Genomic DNA, 17,213 nt, shown 5'->3' with positions numbered 1-17,213 from the left:
ATAATAATGCAATATATGAGCGTAAAATGCTATTGGCAAAAGTTATATATTTTATACTGTATTTATGGATACTATTATTTAAAATGTAGTTTCCGATTTTTTTCTTTTTATTTTATGAAATAATCATAATAAGGAACAAATATTTTAGAACCTGCTACAAGATCAGTATTTGTCGATATTCTGTTGATTGAAGCGATGTCATGAGCAAGTTCATTGATATCTCTGTAATGAAGGTCGTCCATATATTTCTCAGCTATCGAATATACTGAATCACCGGAAGCTATTGATACGGAAGAATAATAACGATATTGCTGATGATCATCACTGCTACTTGCGTCAGATTTAAATGAGAATGAAAGAATGAGAGCAAGGAAAATGATTACAGAAACAGAAACACAAAATGTAACAACTCTTCTGCGAAGCTGTATCTCTCTTCTCTTCTTATTATTCATGGAACGAACAAAGCTCTTCTCACAGTTCTCTGAATAACTATAAGTTTTACCACCAACAACCACTTCTCTCATCTTGTTACCTCCGAATGCGAACAAACGTTACGAACAGTTGTTCTGTAATAAATATATCGAACATTTATTCTTTTGTCAACAATAAATTCGCACATTTGTTCTAAAATTGAGAACAAAATAATCTTAAAGAAATCATTCGTTTGAGTTCATATTTTGTTCATATTTATAAAGTATTATTTAATCAAGATAGTTGATGAACGAAATCACACTATCTCCCCCTCATAAGAAAATCGCAGGACACTCACAGTAATGTGGGTGTTTTGTGATTAATTCAATTTCTTTATGTATTCATAATAATCCATCCCCTGTCCAATAAAACGTACAGCGAATATATGTTTGCTATAATTCTTTTTTTATGCTAAACTGAACATAGGTTCTGAATTTTTATGGAGGATTATCATGGAAAAAAGAAGAATTAGTGCAAAACAGCAAGAAATATTGGATTTTATCAAGGATAAGATTCTGGAGAAAGGCTATCCGCCGACAGTAAGAGAAATTTGTGAGACAGTACATCTGAAATCAACATCTTCTGTCCACTCTCATCTTGAAACACTTGAGAAAAACGGATATATAAAAAGAGATCCTACCAAGCCTCGTACAATTGAAATTTGTGACGATTCATTCAATATGATTCGAACTGAGATGGTTAATATTCCTGTTGTCGGTCAGGTTGCTGCGGGAACTCCTATTCTTGCAGAGCAGAATATTGACAGCTACTTCCCTATCCCGGCTGAGATGTGTCCTAAAGGACAGATGTTCATACTAAATGTTAAAGGTGATTCTATGATAAATGCCGGCATTTTTAATGGGGATCATATTTTTGTTGAAGCTTGTGATACAGCCAGGAATGGTGAGCAGATAGTTGCCCTTATAGATGATTCAGCAACAGTTAAAACTTTTTATAAAGAAAAGGGACATATAAGACTTCAGCCTGAGAACGATACTATGGAACCTATAATTGTCGATGATTGCGAGATTCTTGGCAGAGTATTTGGCGTTTTAAGGCTTTATTGATATTTTTGATTTGTATTTATAAATGCCAAATCCTCGATTAGATCATTTAATATTGATAAAAAAGAAGGAGTAGATATTTTCATAAATATCTACTCCTTAACTAATTACAGCTCATCTTTAGTAATATGCTTTCCGTCTCTCCATATTCTTTCAAGATCATAGAATAATCTGTTTTCCTGATCAAATATGTGAACAATTATGTCTCCGAAGTCCTGAAGAATCCAAAAAGCACTCTCATAACCTTCTACATCCTTTTTCTCATAGCCTGCTCTGCCAAGGGCCTCTTCAACTTTATCAGCCATAGCCTGGATCTGAGATCTGTTTGAACCACTTGCAACTATGAAATAATCACCAAGTGATGAAACTTCACTGATATCGATAATTTCAATATCGGAGCCCTTTGTATTTTCTATAGCCTCAACAGCTATCTTGACCATATTTTTTGAATTTTCAATTGTGTGTTCACTCATTGTTCATCCTGCCCTTTTTTAAATAATAATCATAAGTGTCCTGAGTCATTGGATCGCATTCTTTATCAATGTTTTTTAAATAGTTAAGCGTGTCCCTTAATATATAAAGCATACATTTGTCGAGATTTTTATATGCTTCTTTACGAATTTCGCTCATATGTTCAAGCGGTTTTCTGTTCGGTTCTATAAAATCTGCGATGAATACGATTTTTTCAAGGTCCGTCATTCCCGGATGTCCGGTAGTATGCCACCTTATAGCTGATAAAATCTCTTTGTCATCGATACCATATCTGTGCTCTGCCAAACACATACCTGCTTTAGCATGAATAAGTGACGGATTTCTTCTTTCTACTTCGGAAATATCAACTTCGTACTTTTTGCAGATTTTAATTTGCTCTTCATGATCGAGATTTTTAGCGCAGTCATGTAAATATCCTGCAATAAGAGCCTTTTCAATAGAAACATCATGTACAGCGGCCATATTTGCTGCTGTATACGCTACTCCCAATGTGTGGTCAAAACGATCCGCATTTAGTACAAGCTTCATTTCTTTTCGGAATTTGTGTGAAATATCAATAATCTTCATAATGTAATGTCAGGTAATGAATCAACCATTATATATTTTTACATCATCGGTATCATTATCTACGGGGATTCCATTGAATATATTCTTCAGGCATGCAAACTCAATAACAGAATCCGGAAGAAGATATCTTACCGATCTTCCGGTTTTCATACGAGCTCTGATGTCGCTGCTTGATAAATCAAGATTCTTAAATGAGAGAATTCTGACATCAGCACCATATGTATCGTGCAGATGGCGTCTTTGCTTATCCATATCTTCTATAGACATATTGTCTCTTACAGCAGCCAGAATAATGCAGTTTTTGAAAATCTCTTCACTTTCATACCAGCTTTCAATTGATCTGAAAGTATCACCGCCGAGTATCAGATATATCTCATCACCGGGATACATCTTCTTAAGCTCACGTAAGGTATCAATAGTATAACTATTACCTTCACGATCAATCTCAATTCGAGAGCAGGTAAAATAAGGATTATTTTCAATTGCAAGCTTAACCATCTGATATCTAAGCTCACCGGGAGTTATGGAAGATGTATCTTTCATATATGAACACCCACTGGGTATAAAGATAATCCTGTCCAGGCAAAACTGCTCTCTTGCTGCTTCGCCAAGAATAAGATGAACATGATGAATAGGATCAAACGTTCCGCCTAATATTCCGATTTTTCTGCCTGCCATAGTAATAACCTCGCTGTAAAATTGTTTTTAGTATTGTAGCCTTTATGATAACAGGGCCAAATTTTAATACATATTACTTATTTAGGAAGCTTGATTTCAGGATTTTCATGAAAAGGCTTGTATAACACAAATTTGCGGCCGATTACCTGAACGAGTGTTGATCTGGTTCTGTCAGCAACAGTATTTGCCACCTCTTTAACATCATCAGTACAATTCTTTAAAATAGAACCCTTTATAAGCTCTTTATTATTAAAACATTCGGAAACTGCTTCAGTTACTTCGGGAGTTACTGCTGACTTGCCAATCTGAAAAACAGGCTCCAGATTCATGGCTAACCCTTTTAAGTAAGCGCGCTGTTTACTCGTTAAATTCATCATTGTCCTCCATATCAATATCTATATCATCATCTTGCATTTCGGCATTATTCATGACTGGATTATCGCCGGTATCTGCATTTCTGTAATAATCAAAACTGTTACCGTACATTCTGACGGTATCACCTTCCTGTATACCAAGTTCTTCAAGTTTATCGAGAATACCTGTCTCAACAAGGAAATTCTGGAAAAATGCGAAACCTTTTTCGGAATCAAGGTTAGTATATCCAAGCATTTTTTCAATCTTTGGTCCTTCTATTACATATTCCTTAGCATTTGAATCATATTCAACAGTGAAGGACTCATTTTCTACCTTGAGTTCAACCTCGGGATCATACTCACTTTCAAATACGACAGTATCATCACCAAGTTTGTCAAGTTCTCTACTTATATAGTATAGCAGTTCATTAATGCCTTTGCCAGTTAACGTTGACGTTGCAAATACCTTTACACCCTGTGGCTCAAATTTTTCTCTGAGTTTTTGAATTATCTCAGAGTCTTCTCCATCAGGAAGCATGTCAATCTTATTTGCTGCTATTACCTGTGTTTTCTTGGTAATATCGGCATTGTATTTGGCAAGTTCATTATTTATGGCTTCTATATCTTCAAAGGGATCCCGCCCTTCTGTTCCTGCAGCATCTACAACATGAATCATCATCCTTGTACGCTCAATGTGGCGCAAAAATTCATGTCCGAGACCTGCTCCATCGGCTGCGCCCTCGATAAGTCCGGGAATATCTGCTACAACAAAACCTCTTGCATCATTTAAACTTACAACACCCAGAATAGGGGTTAATGTTGTGAAATGATAGTTTGCTACTTTGGGCTTAGCGTTAGATACTTTTGTTAAAAACGTCGATTTACCAACATTGGGGAAACCAACAAGTCCTACATCTGCTATCATTTTCAGCTCAAGTAATATTTCAAGTTCTTTGGAGGGTTGGCCGGGCTGAGCATATCTCGGCGCCTGCATTGTACTGGTTGCATAATGCATATTACCATTACCGCCGCGACCACCTTTAAGTAAAACAAACTCTGTGGTTTCGCCGGACATATCGACAATGACTTTACCGCTCTCAGCTTCTTTAATTACAGTACCCTGGGGGACCTTAATAATGATATCAGAGCCTTGTTTGCCGTGACATCTTCTCTTTCCGCCATCTTCACCGTTTTCTGCTTTATATTTGCCGCCATAATGGAAATCTGAGAGAGTATTGATTCCAAGATCAACTTTAACAATAACATCTCCACCTTTTCCGCCGTCTCCGCCATCGGGACCACCATTGGCAACAAATTTTTCTCTTCTGAAGGATACGTGGCCATCTCCGCCTTTTCCGCTTTTAACAAATATTCTTGCTCTATCAACAAATGCAGGCATTATAATCTCCTAAATAAATTATATAAAAACAACGGGGATTCTAAGAAAAAGAGCTCCAAACAAAATATGTTTGGAGCTCAATACAAAACGATACTGATTACTTCTCTACAGCGTAAACGCTAGCCTGCTTCTTATCGCGGCCTTTGCGCTCGAAACGAAGCACACCATCGATAAGTGCAAACAGAGTATCATCCTTACCGATACCAACGTTCACACCGGGATGAATATGAGTGCCGCGCTGTCTGTATAAAATATTTCCAGCCTTTACGAATTGTCCGTCAGCTCTCTTTGCTCCAAGACGCTTTGACTCGGAATCACGACCATTCTTTGTGGATCCGACTCCCTTCTTATGAGCAAAAAATTGAAGGTCCATATTCAACATGACTTACACCTCCTCGAATTTAATGTTCAAAAACTCATTACCATACTGTTTGTAGACACCTGTAATTCCAAGCTCAAAGGACTTCATCAATAATTCGCCCTCCTTAGAGAAACCATTCTCTGCTTGCACTTCGATGTAACCCTTCTCAGGATTAGCATCACAGGTAAAAACATCATCTGTAAATTTTTCAAGAGAATTGACAGTATTAATAGATAGCATGGAAATTGCTGCACATACTATATCTTTGCCATATTCACCGGAACCGGCATGTCCTTCAAGCTTAAAGCCCTTGTACTCGCCATCCGTATTTTTACGAATAATGATATTTGTCATATCTGCAAACACTCAAAAAACACAAGATTAAAGAGAAATCTTATCAATCTTTACGCTTGTGAAGCACTGTCTGTGACCGTTCTTCTTGTGATAACCTGTCTTAGACTTGTACTTGTAAACGATAACCTTCTTGCCCTTGCCCTGTTCCATAACAGTTGCACTAACTTTAGCGCCTGCTACATCACCAGCAACCTTAAGAGTCTTGTCATCACTTACAGCAATAACATTATCAAATGTAACTTCTTTTCCGGCTTCTACGTCAAGCTTCTCAACACGAATAACGTCGCCCTCGGAAACCTTGTACTGCTTACCACCAGTAACAATAATTGCGTACATAAGGCACCTCCTTTTTCCAAATCTCGCTAACTATGGTGGGAAAAATTAATCCACTTCAACCTCGTTAAGCGGCATACTCTGAAATAATAACATCACTTATTTTTTATGTCAATAGTTTCTCTCAGAGATTTTTTTCTTTTTTGTCTTGTAAACTCCATTATACCAAGACCTGTCAAATCAATATAAGTCAGATTCATTGGATCCGATTGTATCAGATTCTTTATAAATGAGATAAGTCTTTCATTCATGTCGGCATTTTTCATTGACACGAAATCAATAAGTATCATGCCCGAAAGATTTCTTAGCCTAATCTGTCTGTAAGCCTCAATAGCAGCTTCTATATTAAGTTTTAAAAAGAAATCCTCGGATTTTTTTGTAGCTTTTCCTGAGTTGACGTCAATCAGATTAAGGGTTTCAGTCTGCTCTATTATCAGAAATGCTCCCGAATCCAGCCAGACCTTCTTCCCAAACAAATCATCTGTTTTACTGGAAAGACTATAATTTATTTGTAAAGGAAGTCTTTTTTCTTCCTCATCATAATATTCACATACAACATTATGAGCGCTCAGTTCATCATAAATATCTCGTATATCTGTAACAATTTTATAGGATTCTGCGCAATTGGCATCAGGATCAATAGCATCAATAATTTTGATAAAATCAGATACGAATGTACTAATTTCATCAGATACAAGGCCGGTATTACCTGATATCATCTGGTACTCACATCTTGTCTTGGCAATCTTTATCAAATCATCGATATTACCGTCAAAAGTAGAACTATCAAGGTCGATTTTACCGGATAGCCTCGCCTGCTTTGTTTTTTGCTCTTCCACTTTTAATTGGACAAGAACTATATCGCCGGTTTTCAATGCAGATGAATCAGCATTTCTGTTAAGTATATGTGCAGGAGGCATAGCTTTAAATGGTAAAAATCCTACACTATGCTTTCCCTTAATGTTTTCAAACCTGACAAAAGCAGCGTTTAAATTGGATACAAGATTCTCGACTCTTCCGACGTATATATTGCCGATCCTGTCAATGGAATCCAAAATATCCAGCGACTGAACTGTATTATTAAGAATACCGATCATTGAAAGATGTCCGTGCCATCTTGTAATAATTATTTCACACATAAAGCTTTCCCTGTGAGGAGGACTTAGTGGCAGCAAAAGAAAGAGCCGGAATTTTTTGCGGAATCATAGGCTGAATAAAGTAACCTTTTTCATCATTACCGGAAAGGTAGGTTTCAAGTCTGTGATAGACGGCAGCAAACGGCTTCATCTCCTCTCCTGCAAATGAAAACAGCGATTCGGTTAAAAGAGATGCTTTTAAATTACTTGAACTGCCGGCAGATACAAGGACATGTATCTGATTTCCCGGAAGTATCTCATAATCATAAATCAGTGGCTTGATATTTATTTCTTTCTCACCATTTTTTGTCTTCTTTGTAGCTAAAATTTCATTCTGTTCCATGAAACTTCTAAAAGTACTTTCTAGATTAAACTCAGGAGCTTTTCCATCTCTGAATGAAATAACATATTCAGCAGCAGCTACACTCGTCATGGCATTTACGGATTTCTCCGGCAGTTCACTGATAGCCGTTATTACAATGCCTTCATTCATTGCATTGTTTAAAGAATCCATAACAGCTTCGGGTGACTTACAGCTAAGTACGGTCATATCCATATAATCACCATCGGTTGTGGAACCGACACTAAGAGGCTGTGCAAAAGAAAGAATCTGATGAGGGCTGTAGCCTTCACTGTATTTAATATCTATTTCAGCACGTCTTATAGCTTTTTGGACATATCTCATGACATCCAGATGACCAAGAAACCTTATCGGACCATGCTTTGAAAATTTTAATCGTAGTTTTACCATAATTTGTCAGTACCTTTAATTAACACCGTTTTTAGGCTGAAAACAAATACCTACACCGTAATTTGCACCGCCACATCCCATACATGACTGTCTGCAATTCGGAGATACAACGCCTTTTTTGGAGGTTTCCCATTCTCGCCATAAAAATTCTTTGGATACTCCGCAATCTATCATATCCCAGGGGAGAATTTCATCCTTTGTTCGCTCTCTTTTTACATAGAACATGGGATCAAGAGAAGCTTTTTCCATTTCTTCCAGCCAGATATCATTTTTAAAATGTTCGCTCCAGGCATCAAAAATGCAGCCTCTTTTATATACATTATAAATAACTGTCGATAGCTTTCTGTCACCGCGAGCAAGTATACCTTCAAGCATGCTGGCATCAGCCTCGTGCCAGTTATACTTTATATGCTTCTGGTTAAGCTGAGCCATTATACCTTTTCTGGTGACACTTGCCTTATCAAGGAATTCTTCCTTGGTATTCATAGGAGCCCATTGGAAAGGAGTAAAGGGCTTTGGGACAAAGAAAGACGTACTTGCTACGATTTCAATTGTTCTTCCGTTTCTCTTCTCCTTAGGAACTGTCTCGAAATACTCAACAGCAATTTTATTGGCTATATCTCCTATTCCTTCAATATCTTCAGAAGTCTCTCCGGGAAGGCCAAGCATGAAATAAAGCTTAACCTTATTCCATCCGCCAACAAAAGCTTCATGAGCTCCTCGTAATATATCCTCTTCAGTAAGCCCTTTATTAATTACATTTCTCATCCTTTGAGATCCGGCCTCAGGAGCAAATGTAAGTGAGGATTTCTTAACATCCTGAACCTTGCTCATTACATCAAGAGAAAATGCATCAATTCTAAGGGAAGGCAATGATATATTGACTTTATGCTCGTTACAGTAATCAATCAGGAATTCCAAAAGCTCATTTAATCCTGTGTAGTCACTTGTGCTGAGTGAGCTTAAGGATATTTCTTCGTAGCCTGTATTCTTAAGTAATGTAATTGCGTATTCTTCAAGCTTCTTTACATCTCTTTCACGAAGAGGCCTGTATAATTGCCCCGCCTGGCAGAATCTGCAGCCTCTGATGCAGCCTCTCATAACCTCCATTACTACTCTGTCCTGAGTTACTCTGATAAAAGGCATAACAGGCTTCATTGGATAATACGCATTTGTGAGGTCCAGGCATAGTTCTTTTTTTACTACGGAAGGAACGCCCTCTCTGACAGGAGTTATAGCTTTAATTGTCCCGTCTTCTTTGTAGCTGATATCGTATAAAGAAGGAACATAGATGCCATTAATTTGAGAGCATTGGAATAAGAATTCCTCTCTTGATAAGCCTTCATCCTTTGCTTTTTCGTATAAATCAAAAAGCTCTCTGTATTTCGTTTCTCCTTCACCGATATAGAAAAGGTCAAAGAAATCTGCTATAGGCTCCGGATTATATGAACAAGGACCACCGCCAATAACTATAGGATCATCCCAGGTTCTGTCCTTTGAATATATCGCGACTCCTGAAAGATCAAGAACCTGAAGTATGTTTGTATAACACATCTCGTATTGAAGTGTAAATCCAAGGAAATCAAAACCCTTTATGGGATCCTGTGATTCCAAAGCAAAAAGCGGGATGTCATTTTCTCTCATGATACTGTCCATATCGGACCAGGGAGAAAATACCCGCTCACACCATACATCTTCATATTCGTTGAATAAACCGTAAAGAATCTGAATTCCCAAATGTGACATGCCTATTTCGTACACATCAGGGAAACAGAATGCAAATCTGATTTTAATGTCAGATAAATCCTTCACAGCACTGTTAACCTCGCCGCCGATATAGCGCTCGGGTTTACTAATGCTAAGAAGGATTTCATCTGATAATGCTAATTTTTCGTTCAAATTACACCTCGAAAGATTTATAAAAGACATCAATTGAGAAATAATTCAAATAATCGATATTAAAAGGCCTTAGCGCCTTGCGAGCTCATCGGTTATTTCTTCCCAGCTAATATCTTTTTCTGCCATAAGTACCATCATATGATACAGGAAATCAGCCATTTCGTAAATGAGTTCATTTGAATTTTTATTTTTTGCGGCGATGACCATTTCGGTACTTTCCTCACCGACCTTTTTCAGTATCTTATCCAATCCTTTATCGAAAAGATAATTTGTGTAAGATCCTTCCCTTGGATTGGTTTTTCTGTCATTTATAACGGTAAATACGCTATCGAGCACCTTCTGCGGATTTTTCTCTGCATATTTTTTTCCGGTAATTTCATTGAAGAAGCACGAATAGCTGCCGGTATGGCATGCAACACCAACCTGTTTTACTTTTGCTAGTATAGTGTCCATATCACAATCCGCTGTCAGCTTCTTAACATATTGGAAGTGACCACTTGTCTCTCCCTTAAGCCAAAGCTCATTTCGACTTCTGCTAAAATATGTCATCTTACCGGTTTCAAGAGTCTTCTTATATGATTCTTCGTTAAAATAAGCAACCATCAAAACCGCATCTGTTCTGTAATCCTGAACCACTACAGGAACCATGCCATCGGAATTTTTCTTGAAATCTTCCCATTTAAACTGCGGAAGCATACGATTTACCGCAAGATCATTCTCCGCGCAGATGTTTTTCATATTTCTGATTTCGGAAGAATTGACATTTATAGCTTTTCCGGAAAGGCCGCTGACATTTTTCTCTGACATCAGTCCTATCATTTTATCAAGAGATAAATCCGGAAGGCATAATATAGTTGGCAAATCAATAGCAAATGTTTTCTTTATTTCAGAACTGTTCAAAAGAATCAGCTCATCAGCATATTTTTTTATGAGTTCATCGTAAGCTGATATTTTATCGGTCTCTGTATAGCATATACAGATTTTGCCTTTGCCGAATTTCTCTGATACCTCTTGCAAAATATCTATATTGCCCTGTTTGGAAAAATTGAGACAAGCCTTTTTGCAACCGGCATATAGAAGTTTTTTTATATCTTCCATACGCTTAACGTTTCCTGCGCCATATACTTCGCAGGAAACCACACCGCATATTTCCTTTATGATATCAAGTGATTCTTCATGCTCTGCATCACTTTCTGACATATCAAAAATGATTATTGCATCACAATCGTCATCATCATATTTCTCTGCAAGCATAACAGGTGACTGTGAAATAACATCTGCATTTTCCAAAGATGCAACAGCATTTCCATTATGTAAATATATGCAGGGTATAAATTTTTTCAGCATATTAGTTCTCCCGGTAAATAGTTTAGTATTAAAGACTTCCCTTTGTGCTTAAAACACCGTCTATTCTTGAATCTATGGAAGTTGCTTCATCCAAAGCTCTGGCGAATGCTTTAAACATAGCTTCTATCTTGTGATGATCATTGATTCCCGTTATTACTCTGAGATGCAGATTCATCATTGCACCATAAGAAACTGCATAAAAGAACTCTCTCACAAGCTGAGTGTCAAACGCTCCAACCATTGGTGCAGTGAATTCGGCATCCATTTCGAAATAAGGTCTTCCGCATAAATCAATTGCGGATAGAACAAGCGCCTCATCCATAGGTAGGATAGAACTACCATAGCGTTTGATCCCTTTCTTGTTTCCGAGGGCTTTTGCGATTGCCTGTCCAAGAACAATTCCGGTATCTTCCACAGAGTGGTGGCCATCAACATCATTATCGCCGACAACATTAACAGAAAGATCAAATAAACCATGTCTGGCAAAAGCTGAAAGCATATGATCAAAAAAGCCGATGCCTGTATTAATGTCGGATTTTCCGGATCCATCAAGATCAATTTCTAATGTAATGTCAGTTTCAGCGGTTTTTCTTTCGATTTCAGCTATACGTGCCATTCTTATTCCTCCTCAAATCTAACTGCTATTGAATTTGCATGGGCTGTCAGGCCCTCATTTTTAGCAAAAAGTTCAATATCCTTATGAACCTTTCTGAGACCATCCTCAGAATACGCAATTATACTTGTCTTCTTTACAAAATCATCCACAGAAAGCGGCGAGAAAAATCTTGCTGTCTGATTGGTGGGTAAAATATGGTTAGGGCCTGCAAAATAATCACCAAGGGGCTCTGAAGAATACGCTCCAAGGAAAATAGCACCCGCGTGCTTGATTTTCGGCATAACCTCAAAAGGATTCTTTGTAATGATTTCGAGGTGCTCTGAGGCTATGGCGTTTGCTGCATCAATAACATCAGTCATATTATCAGCAACAAAAATGTATCCGTAATTATCAAGCGACTTTTGAATTATCTCACTTCTCTCAAGCTTTTGGGTAAAAGCCTCTACTTCTACTGAAACATCTTCGGCAAGCTTCTTACTTGTAGTTACAAGAATTGCACTGGCCATCTCATCATGCTCTGCCTGTGATAAAAGGTCTGCCGCAACATATCTAGGATTTGCGGTTTCATCGGCAATAACAAGAATTTCAGAAGGACCTGCAATAGAATCAATAGAAACATAACCAAAGCAGGCTTTTTTTGCAAGAGCAACAAATATATTTCCGGGACCGGTAATTTTATCCACTTTCGGAACTGATTCGGTACCAAATGCCATAGCTGCAATTGCCTGCGCTCCTCCAACCTTGTACACTTCGGTAACACCTGCAATATCAGCAGCTACCAGAGTTCCGGGATTGATTTTTCCATCTTTTGAAGGCGGTGTACACATTATAATACGTTCTACACCTGCAACCTTGGCGGGTACAACATTCATAAGTACGCTTGAAGGATAGGCAGCTTTTCCACCGGGTACATAAACACCGGATATTTCAATTGGGATGATTCTCTGACCAAGAATTGAACCATCTTCTTTTGTATCTATCCAGGTATTTCTCTTTTGCTTTTCATGAAATACACGAATGTTTTCAGCACTTTTCTTTATAACATCAATAAAGTCATCGTCAAGAGCTTCATATGCAGCCTCAATCTCCTGCCTTGTTACCTTTATTGTATCAGCTGTTATATCAAAATGATCAAATTTAGAGGTATATTCAAAAATAGCTTTGTCACCATTTTCTCTTACATTTGTAATTATATCATTTACGATTTGCTCGTATTCACCGTAATTAGAAGGACTTCTTTTTAATAACTTCTCAAGGAGCTCTCCTTTTGTTTTACTGTTTAATTCTACTATCCGCATTACAGGTTCTCCTTCATGTCATTGATTAGTTTATGAATTCTTTCAGATTCCATCTGCATACTTACCTGGTTTACAATAACTCTTGCAGATAACGGACATATCTCCTCCAAAACAGTAAGACCGTTTTCACGAAGTGTACTGCCTGTTTCAACTATATCAACTATAACATCCGAGAGATTAACAATTGGACCAAGCTCAACCGAACCGTTTAGTTTAATAATGTCAACAGTCTGGTTTTTTCTGTTATAAAAATAATCTTTTGCAATACTAGGATATTTGCTGGCAACCTTGATCATTTCATGATGATCGAGAAGTTCTCTGGCAGATTCGGGACCGCATACACACATTCTGCATTTACCAAATCCCAGATCAAGAACTTCATAAACACTTCTATTTTCTTCCATGATTGTATCCTTGCCGACTATACCGATGTCAGCAGCACCATATTCAACATAGGTGGGAACATCAGGACCCTTTGCCAGGAAAAATTTAAGTTTCAGCTCTTCATTTGTAAAAATAAGTTTTCGCGTCTTTTTATCTGTTATTTCTTCACACTCAATGCCGCATTTCTTTAAAAGCTCCATTGTAGAATCGACAAGTCTTCCCTTACCAAGGGCAAATGTGAGATATCTATCCTGTTTATTCATTATTATTTTGCCCCCTTTAAGATTACTCTTGTACCTTGCTTTCTAAGCTCTTTAGCCTTAGAAAGAGAATCTTTGAAGCTGTTTTCATCATATTCAATAACTATTGGCTTATCTTCTTCAGGCAGCTGAATTTTCTGGTTGTATAAAGCTTTCATCAGATCATCAAGATTAATCATAAATCCGATTGAAGGTGCGCTCTTTCCAAATCTGTCGAGAAGGTCATCATATCGACCGCCTTTTGCTATCGCATCACCTACACCGTATGTATAAGCGCCAAACATTACGCCGGTATAATAATTAAATTTACTAAGCATACCCAGATCAAAAGATATGTAATCCTGAATACCGTAGTTACATAATACCTGATATAAACTTTGAAGGTGAGAAATAGCTTTTTGTGAACGCTTGTTATTAACGAGCTTTCCTGCTTCTTCAAGAACTTCTGCATTTCCTATACAGGTTGAAACACTTTTTATAAGTTCGCGATATTTTTCTGAAATGCTGGACTCTTCCATGATAAGATCTGCAGCAAATGTATTTCTGCTTACAAGCTTTTCTCTTATAGCTTCTTCAGTATCAAAATCGATGCCGGCTTCTTCGCAGATACCGTAATAATAATCAGCATCACCTATACTTACCTTAAAATCGTTTAAGCCCGTAGCGGAAATCGATTCCACCAGCAATGCGATCATCTCAGCATCAGCAAAAATTGAGCCATCGTTCATAAGCTCAGCGCCAATTTCGGAAACTTCCTTCAGCTTTCCCTGCAGACTGTGAGTATTTAAAAATGTCTTACCGCTGTAACAGAATCTAACAGGTTCTTCATCTTCCAAAAAATATTTACTAACACATCTTGCTACTGATGGTGTGAAATCCGGACGAAGTACCATGGTATTACCATCCTGGTCAAAGAACTTATAGAGCTCTTTTTCACTGTTACTGCTGATCTCCTCCGCAAAAACATCAAAAAACTCAAAAGTAGGAGTATCAATGGCTTCAAACCCGTAAGATTTCATACGGTTTCCTATAGTATTTATTACAAAAGATCTGTCACTGCATTCTTTTCCATAAAGATCACGTACACCCTCTGGTGTGTGCAAAAGTCTTCGATTCATACATATCTCCTGGACGCTTTATTGCGTTAACGTGCTACTTCGCTACTACATTAAATTTATTTAAGTTTATAGGAATACAATTTATTTGTCAATCTCTTTGCTCAAGATCTTTTTGCAGCATATCCAGATATGGGATATACCCTTTGGTATCATCTGAAATTATATATTCCGGATCGAGCTCATCATATCGAAAGCTTTTTCGTCCGCCTTCAACGGCTCTTTCCCAAAAATATTTGAGTTTTCTATAAGGAAGATAATAGAATTCCCCTCGCCCGGTATAATAAATCAGAAAAAAAGCAATGCCGTCCTGTGCTTCAAATTTTTCCATAAAAGAAACCTGATGGGGATGGATGTTTTCCAGGGTGAATGTATCCTGTGCACATTCTTTTGCATCAAAGCAAACAGGAATTCCCTGAACTGCGCCTATATAATCGACAGTACTTTTTTGATCAAAATAGGCAAGTGTAATATGTCTTGTTTCTTTATCAATATTTATCGGTGTAATAGGCGTGGGAATCTTTTGGATGAGGGCGAGTGCCTCTTCCTGATATTTTTCGTTTGTTCGATTTATCAGTTCCTCCAGAGTGTTACCACGAAGTCCTCTTGAATTCCATGTGGCCATATTGTCTCCATTCGAAAGAATAAATACGAAATTATTTATGAAAACAGTTTGGATTTTATATTTGAGTAAATAGCAGGAAGCTCAGCTTCGAATATCCTGCCCGAAAGATATGAAAAATCGTCAGCCATTATCGGAAATTCCAACCTGCTTGAATGAAGCAGCTGATACTTTAATCCGAATTCGGATTTAATTATCTTATTGGTCTGCTCATTACCATACTTTGTATCACCGATCAGTGGATGCCCCTCCGATGATAAATGTGCTCTTATCTGATGTGTTTTGCCCGTATGAAGTAATACTTCAAGCTCTGTAAGTATAGTTTTTTTATCTGAAATATAGAGAGCACCATGACCCATAACCTTAAAGGATGTCTCTACAGGTGAATATAAGTCATTTTGTTCATTATCGGGCTTAGTATCAGTAAGAACCACTTTATTTGTTTTTCTATCCTTAAAGAGATAACCGGATAAATGCGAATCAGAGACAATATTTCCAATAACAATTGTCCTGTAATATTTATGAAGAGTTCTGTCTTTTAACAGATTGGCCATTTTTCTGGCTCCGGGTAGGGATTTTGAACATATTAGAAGCCCCGATGTATTTCGATCCAGACGATTACATACTGATGGCCTGAAAGTCGCAAGACTCTCCTTGCTTATTTCTCCACGGTTAAGAAGATATCCTATAAGCCATTCATTAATGCTTAAATCTTTAGCTTCAGATTTCTGAGATAAAATTCCGCAGGGTTTGTTTAAAAGAAGAATATTCTCATCTTCATATATAATTTCAAGGTCTCCGAATTTCGCAAAGGCTCTCTCATACACCGCCGCGGTATCATCGACAACACTTCCGGAATCTAAAGCATTCACATGCTTATTTGCGAATTTGTAGAATGTTTCATCGGAAAAAAATACGGATATAACATCTCCTTCTTTAAGAGCTTCCTTTCCGCTTGCTTTTTTTCCGTTAAGGGTAATATTCTTTTTTCTAAGCATCTTAAATAAAAATCCCATGGAGCATTCAGTAAAATAACTCCCAAGAAATTTATCCAATCTCTTACCTGTTGAATTTTTATCTATTTTAATTTCTCTCATATCACCCTGATTATAACGAAATTGAAAGTAAAACAAGCGCACAGGTTTCAACCGTGCCGGGGACCCAGGAATCTTCAATTGCCTGAGGATCGATATTCTTGGATTGCCGTATCTGTTCAAGATTATCCAGCCTGTTACAAAATGCATTAATATCTTTAAATACCTTGACTGTGTAACTGCTGTAACCGCTCTGTGATATCTGGTTTCTAATGTGTTTCTCGCAGTTTGAGGTATCAAGGGCTTTATTTTCCGTATAGCAGATTACATTCTTATCAAGAACTGTTGCAGCTGCAATACTATAATTTTCATCGTAACTAGTCATCTCAAGATCATATCTGATGAGAAGCCCGCCTCTGTGAGTTTCAATTATGTCATACGCAGCCTTGCTGCAAGGATGCGCTTTCATGTACATTATAAGATTGACAGCACTAAGTCCTGTGGGCAGGCATCCAAGTGCAGCAATTATACTAAATGCACTCTTATTTGATTTATAGATAAAAAGACCTGTGAAAAATATAATCAGACAAATTGCAAGTGCAATAAAGGTTCTTATAGTTGCAAACTTACGATTATATTCAATATATCCAAAATTTCCTTTTGCTACTTTTTTCATGAC

21 protein-coding genes are annotated in these 17,213 nt (G+C 37.5%); 1 reads left to right on the top strand and 20 read right to left on the bottom strand.

From position 1 onward, the window contains the following. Positions 1–107 precede the first annotated feature (107 nt). A complete protein-coding gene (locus G596_RS0101060; RefSeq protein ID WP_022759972.1) occupies positions 108–524 on the bottom strand; it encodes a LysM peptidoglycan-binding domain-containing protein in 417 nt (138 codons plus the stop codon). 399 nt (positions 525–923) lie between these two features. Between G596_RS0101060 and lexA the strand changes: the two genes are divergently transcribed. Continuing rightward, positions 924–1,538, top strand: a complete 615-nt coding sequence (gene lexA, locus G596_RS0101055) for a transcriptional repressor LexA (protein ID WP_022759971.1) — start codon at positions 924–926, stop codon at positions 1,536–1,538. 104 nt (positions 1,539–1,642) lie between these two features. On the opposite strand, the gene rsfS is transcribed toward lexA, so the two are convergent. From rsfS to G596_RS0100960, 19 genes are all read right to left on the bottom strand, one after another. Then, on the bottom strand, positions 1,643–2,008 hold the full coding sequence (rsfS, locus tag G596_RS0101050) for a ribosome silencing factor (RefSeq protein WP_022759970.1): 366 nt from the start codon (positions 2,006–2,008) through the stop codon (positions 1,643–1,645). Next, a complete protein-coding gene (yqeK, locus tag G596_RS0101045) occupies positions 2,001–2,594 on the bottom strand; it encodes a bis(5'-nucleosyl)-tetraphosphatase (symmetrical) YqeK (protein ID WP_022759969.1) in 594 nt (197 codons plus the stop codon). Before yqeK ends, rsfS begins: the two co-directional genes overlap by 8 nt. Positions 2,595–2,615: 21 nt before the next feature. After that, positions 2,616–3,272, bottom strand: a complete 657-nt coding sequence (gene nadD, locus G596_RS20435; protein ID WP_022759968.1) for a nicotinate-nucleotide adenylyltransferase — start codon at positions 3,270–3,272, stop codon at positions 2,616–2,618. A gap of 77 nt (positions 3,273–3,349) precedes the next feature. Next, entirely contained in the window at positions 3,350–3,646 is a 297-nt protein-coding gene (gene yhbY, locus G596_RS0101035) for a ribosome assembly RNA-binding protein YhbY (RefSeq protein ID WP_022759967.1), read from the bottom strand. After that, positions 3,630–5,024, bottom strand: coding sequence for a GTPase ObgE (gene obgE, locus G596_RS20430; RefSeq protein WP_022759966.1), 1,395 nt, complete (start codon positions 5,022–5,024; stop codon positions 3,630–3,632). The genes yhbY and obgE overlap by 17 nt, the downstream gene beginning before the upstream one ends. A gap of 97 nt (positions 5,025–5,121) precedes the next feature. Continuing rightward, positions 5,122–5,406: a 50S ribosomal protein L27 gene (gene rpmA, locus G596_RS0101025; protein ID WP_022759965.1), complete on the bottom strand. Its 285-nt coding sequence runs from the start codon at positions 5,404–5,406 to the stop codon at positions 5,122–5,124. Positions 5,407–5,409: 3 nt separating this feature from the next. Then, complete coding sequence (locus G596_RS0101020) at positions 5,410–5,739, bottom strand: ribosomal-processing cysteine protease Prp (protein WP_022759964.1); 330 nt, start codon at positions 5,737–5,739, stop codon at positions 5,410–5,412. A 27-nt stretch (positions 5,740–5,766) separates the two neighbouring features. After that, on the bottom strand, positions 5,767–6,075 hold the full coding sequence (gene rplU, locus G596_RS0101015; protein WP_022759963.1) for a 50S ribosomal protein L21: 309 nt from the start codon (positions 6,073–6,075) through the stop codon (positions 5,767–5,769). A gap of 92 nt (positions 6,076–6,167) precedes the next feature. After that, on the bottom strand, positions 6,168–7,211 hold the full coding sequence (locus G596_RS23330; RefSeq protein ID WP_022759962.1) for a ribonuclease E/G: 1,044 nt from the start codon (positions 7,209–7,211) through the stop codon (positions 6,168–6,170). Next, a complete protein-coding gene (locus G596_RS20420) occupies positions 7,204–7,959 on the bottom strand; it encodes a TIGR03936 family radical SAM-associated protein (protein WP_022759961.1) in 756 nt (251 codons plus the stop codon). The genes G596_RS23330 and G596_RS20420 overlap by 8 nt, the downstream gene beginning before the upstream one ends. Positions 7,960–7,974: 15 nt before the next feature. Then, a complete protein-coding gene (locus G596_RS0101000; protein WP_022759960.1) occupies positions 7,975–9,858 on the bottom strand; it encodes a TIGR03960 family B12-binding radical SAM protein in 1,884 nt (627 codons plus the stop codon). 69 nt (positions 9,859–9,927) lie between these two features. Beyond that, a complete protein-coding gene (gene hisIE, locus G596_RS24275; RefSeq protein ID WP_022759959.1) occupies positions 9,928–11,205 on the bottom strand; it encodes a bifunctional phosphoribosyl-AMP cyclohydrolase/phosphoribosyl-ATP diphosphatase HisIE in 1,278 nt (425 codons plus the stop codon). A gap of 28 nt (positions 11,206–11,233) precedes the next feature. Continuing rightward, positions 11,234–11,821 carry an imidazoleglycerol-phosphate dehydratase HisB gene (gene hisB, locus G596_RS0100990; RefSeq protein WP_022759958.1) on the bottom strand — a complete coding sequence of 196 codons (588 nt, stop codon included), beginning with the start codon at positions 11,819–11,821 and terminating at the stop codon, positions 11,234–11,236. 2 nt (positions 11,822–11,823) lie between these two features. Next, positions 11,824–13,119: a histidinol dehydrogenase gene (gene hisD, locus G596_RS0100985; protein ID WP_022759957.1), complete on the bottom strand. Its 1,296-nt coding sequence runs from the start codon at positions 13,117–13,119 to the stop codon at positions 11,824–11,826. After that, the gene (gene hisG / locus G596_RS0100980; RefSeq protein WP_022759956.1) at positions 13,119–13,766 is read right to left on the bottom strand and encodes an ATP phosphoribosyltransferase; all 648 of its coding nucleotides are present in this window, start codon (positions 13,764–13,766) and stop codon (positions 13,119–13,121) included. The genes hisD and hisG overlap by 1 nt, the downstream gene beginning before the upstream one ends. A gap of 2 nt (positions 13,767–13,768) precedes the next feature. Further along, on the bottom strand, positions 13,769–14,881 hold the full coding sequence (gene hisZ / locus G596_RS0100975) for an ATP phosphoribosyltransferase regulatory subunit (RefSeq protein WP_022759955.1): 1,113 nt from the start codon (positions 14,879–14,881) through the stop codon (positions 13,769–13,771). A gap of 88 nt (positions 14,882–14,969) precedes the next feature. After that, positions 14,970–15,503 (bottom strand): Holliday junction resolvase RecU, encoded by a 534-nt coding sequence (locus G596_RS0100970; RefSeq protein WP_022759954.1) that lies wholly within the window; start codon positions 15,501–15,503, stop codon positions 14,970–14,972. 35 nt (positions 15,504–15,538) lie between these two features. Beyond that, positions 15,539–16,597, bottom strand: coding sequence for an RluA family pseudouridine synthase (locus tag G596_RS0100965; protein WP_022759953.1), 1,059 nt, complete (start codon positions 16,595–16,597; stop codon positions 15,539–15,541). Positions 16,598–16,607: 10 nt separating this feature from the next. Then, on the bottom strand, positions 16,608–17,210 hold the full coding sequence (locus G596_RS0100960) for a hypothetical protein (RefSeq protein ID WP_022759952.1): 603 nt from the start codon (positions 17,208–17,210) through the stop codon (positions 16,608–16,610). Positions 17,211–17,213: the final 3 nt, after the last annotated feature.

The organism is Butyrivibrio sp. AD3002 (genome assembly GCF_000420905.1).
GTDB lineage: Bacteria > Bacillota > Clostridia > Lachnospirales > Lachnospiraceae > Butyrivibrio.
The sequence above is the reverse complement of the archived record's forward strand: the minus strand, read 5'-3'. Positions and strand labels throughout refer to the sequence as shown.

Coding starts and splice junctions, on each gene's coding strand:
- G596_RS0100965 (WP_022759953.1), bottom strand. CDS start 16,597: ATGAGAGAAATTAAAATAGATAAAAATTCAACAGGTAAGAGATTGGAT.
- rsfS (WP_022759970.1), bottom strand. CDS start 2,008: ATGAGTGAACACACAATTGAAAATTCAAAAAATATGGTCAAGATAGCT.
- hisB (WP_022759958.1), bottom strand. CDS start 11,821: ATGGCACGTATAGCTGAAATCGAAAGAAAAACCGCTGAAACTGACATT.
- hisIE (WP_022759959.1), bottom strand. CDS start 11,205: ATGCTGAAAAAATTTATACCCTGCATATATTTACATAATGGAAATGCT.
- G596_RS0101060 (WP_022759972.1), bottom strand. CDS start 524: ATGAGAGAAGTGGTTGTTGGTGGTAAAACTTATAGTTATTCAGAGAAC.
- G596_RS0100960 (WP_022759952.1), bottom strand. CDS start 17,210: ATGAAAAAAGTAGCAAAAGGAAATTTTGGATATATTGAATATAATCGT.
- hisZ (WP_022759955.1), bottom strand. CDS start 14,881: ATGAATCGAAGACTTTTGCACACACCAGAGGGTGTACGTGATCTTTAT.
- G596_RS20420 (WP_022759961.1), bottom strand. CDS start 7,959: ATGGTAAAACTACGATTAAAATTTTCAAAGCATGGTCCGATAAGGTTT.
- G596_RS0101020 (WP_022759964.1), bottom strand. CDS start 5,739: ATGACAAATATCATTATTCGTAAAAATACGGATGGCGAGTACAAGGGC.
- obgE (WP_022759966.1), bottom strand. CDS start 5,024: ATGCCTGCATTTGTTGATAGAGCAAGAATATTTGTTAAAAGCGGAAAA.
- G596_RS23330 (WP_022759962.1), bottom strand. CDS start 7,211: ATGTGTGAAATAATTATTACAAGATGGCACGGACATCTTTCAATGATC.
- yqeK (WP_022759969.1), bottom strand. CDS start 2,594: ATGAAGATTATTGATATTTCACACAAATTCCGAAAAGAAATGAAGCTT.
- lexA (WP_022759971.1), top strand. CDS start 924: ATGGAAAAAAGAAGAATTAGTGCAAAACAGCAAGAAATATTGGATTTT.
- G596_RS0100970 (WP_022759954.1), bottom strand. CDS start 15,503: ATGGCCACATGGAATTCAAGAGGACTTCGTGGTAACACTCTGGAGGAA.
- rpmA (WP_022759965.1), bottom strand. CDS start 5,406: ATGTTGAATATGGACCTTCAATTTTTTGCTCATAAGAAGGGAGTCGGA.
- nadD (WP_022759968.1), bottom strand. CDS start 3,272: ATGGCAGGCAGAAAAATCGGAATATTAGGCGGAACGTTTGATCCTATT.
- hisD (WP_022759957.1), bottom strand. CDS start 13,119: ATGCGGATAGTAGAATTAAACAGTAAAACAAAAGGAGAGCTCCTTGAG.
- hisG (WP_022759956.1), bottom strand. CDS start 13,766: ATGAATAAACAGGATAGATATCTCACATTTGCCCTTGGTAAGGGAAGA.
- rplU (WP_022759963.1), bottom strand. CDS start 6,075: ATGTACGCAATTATTGTTACTGGTGGTAAGCAGTACAAGGTTTCCGAG.
- yhbY (WP_022759967.1), bottom strand. CDS start 3,646: ATGAATTTAACGAGTAAACAGCGCGCTTACTTAAAAGGGTTAGCCATG.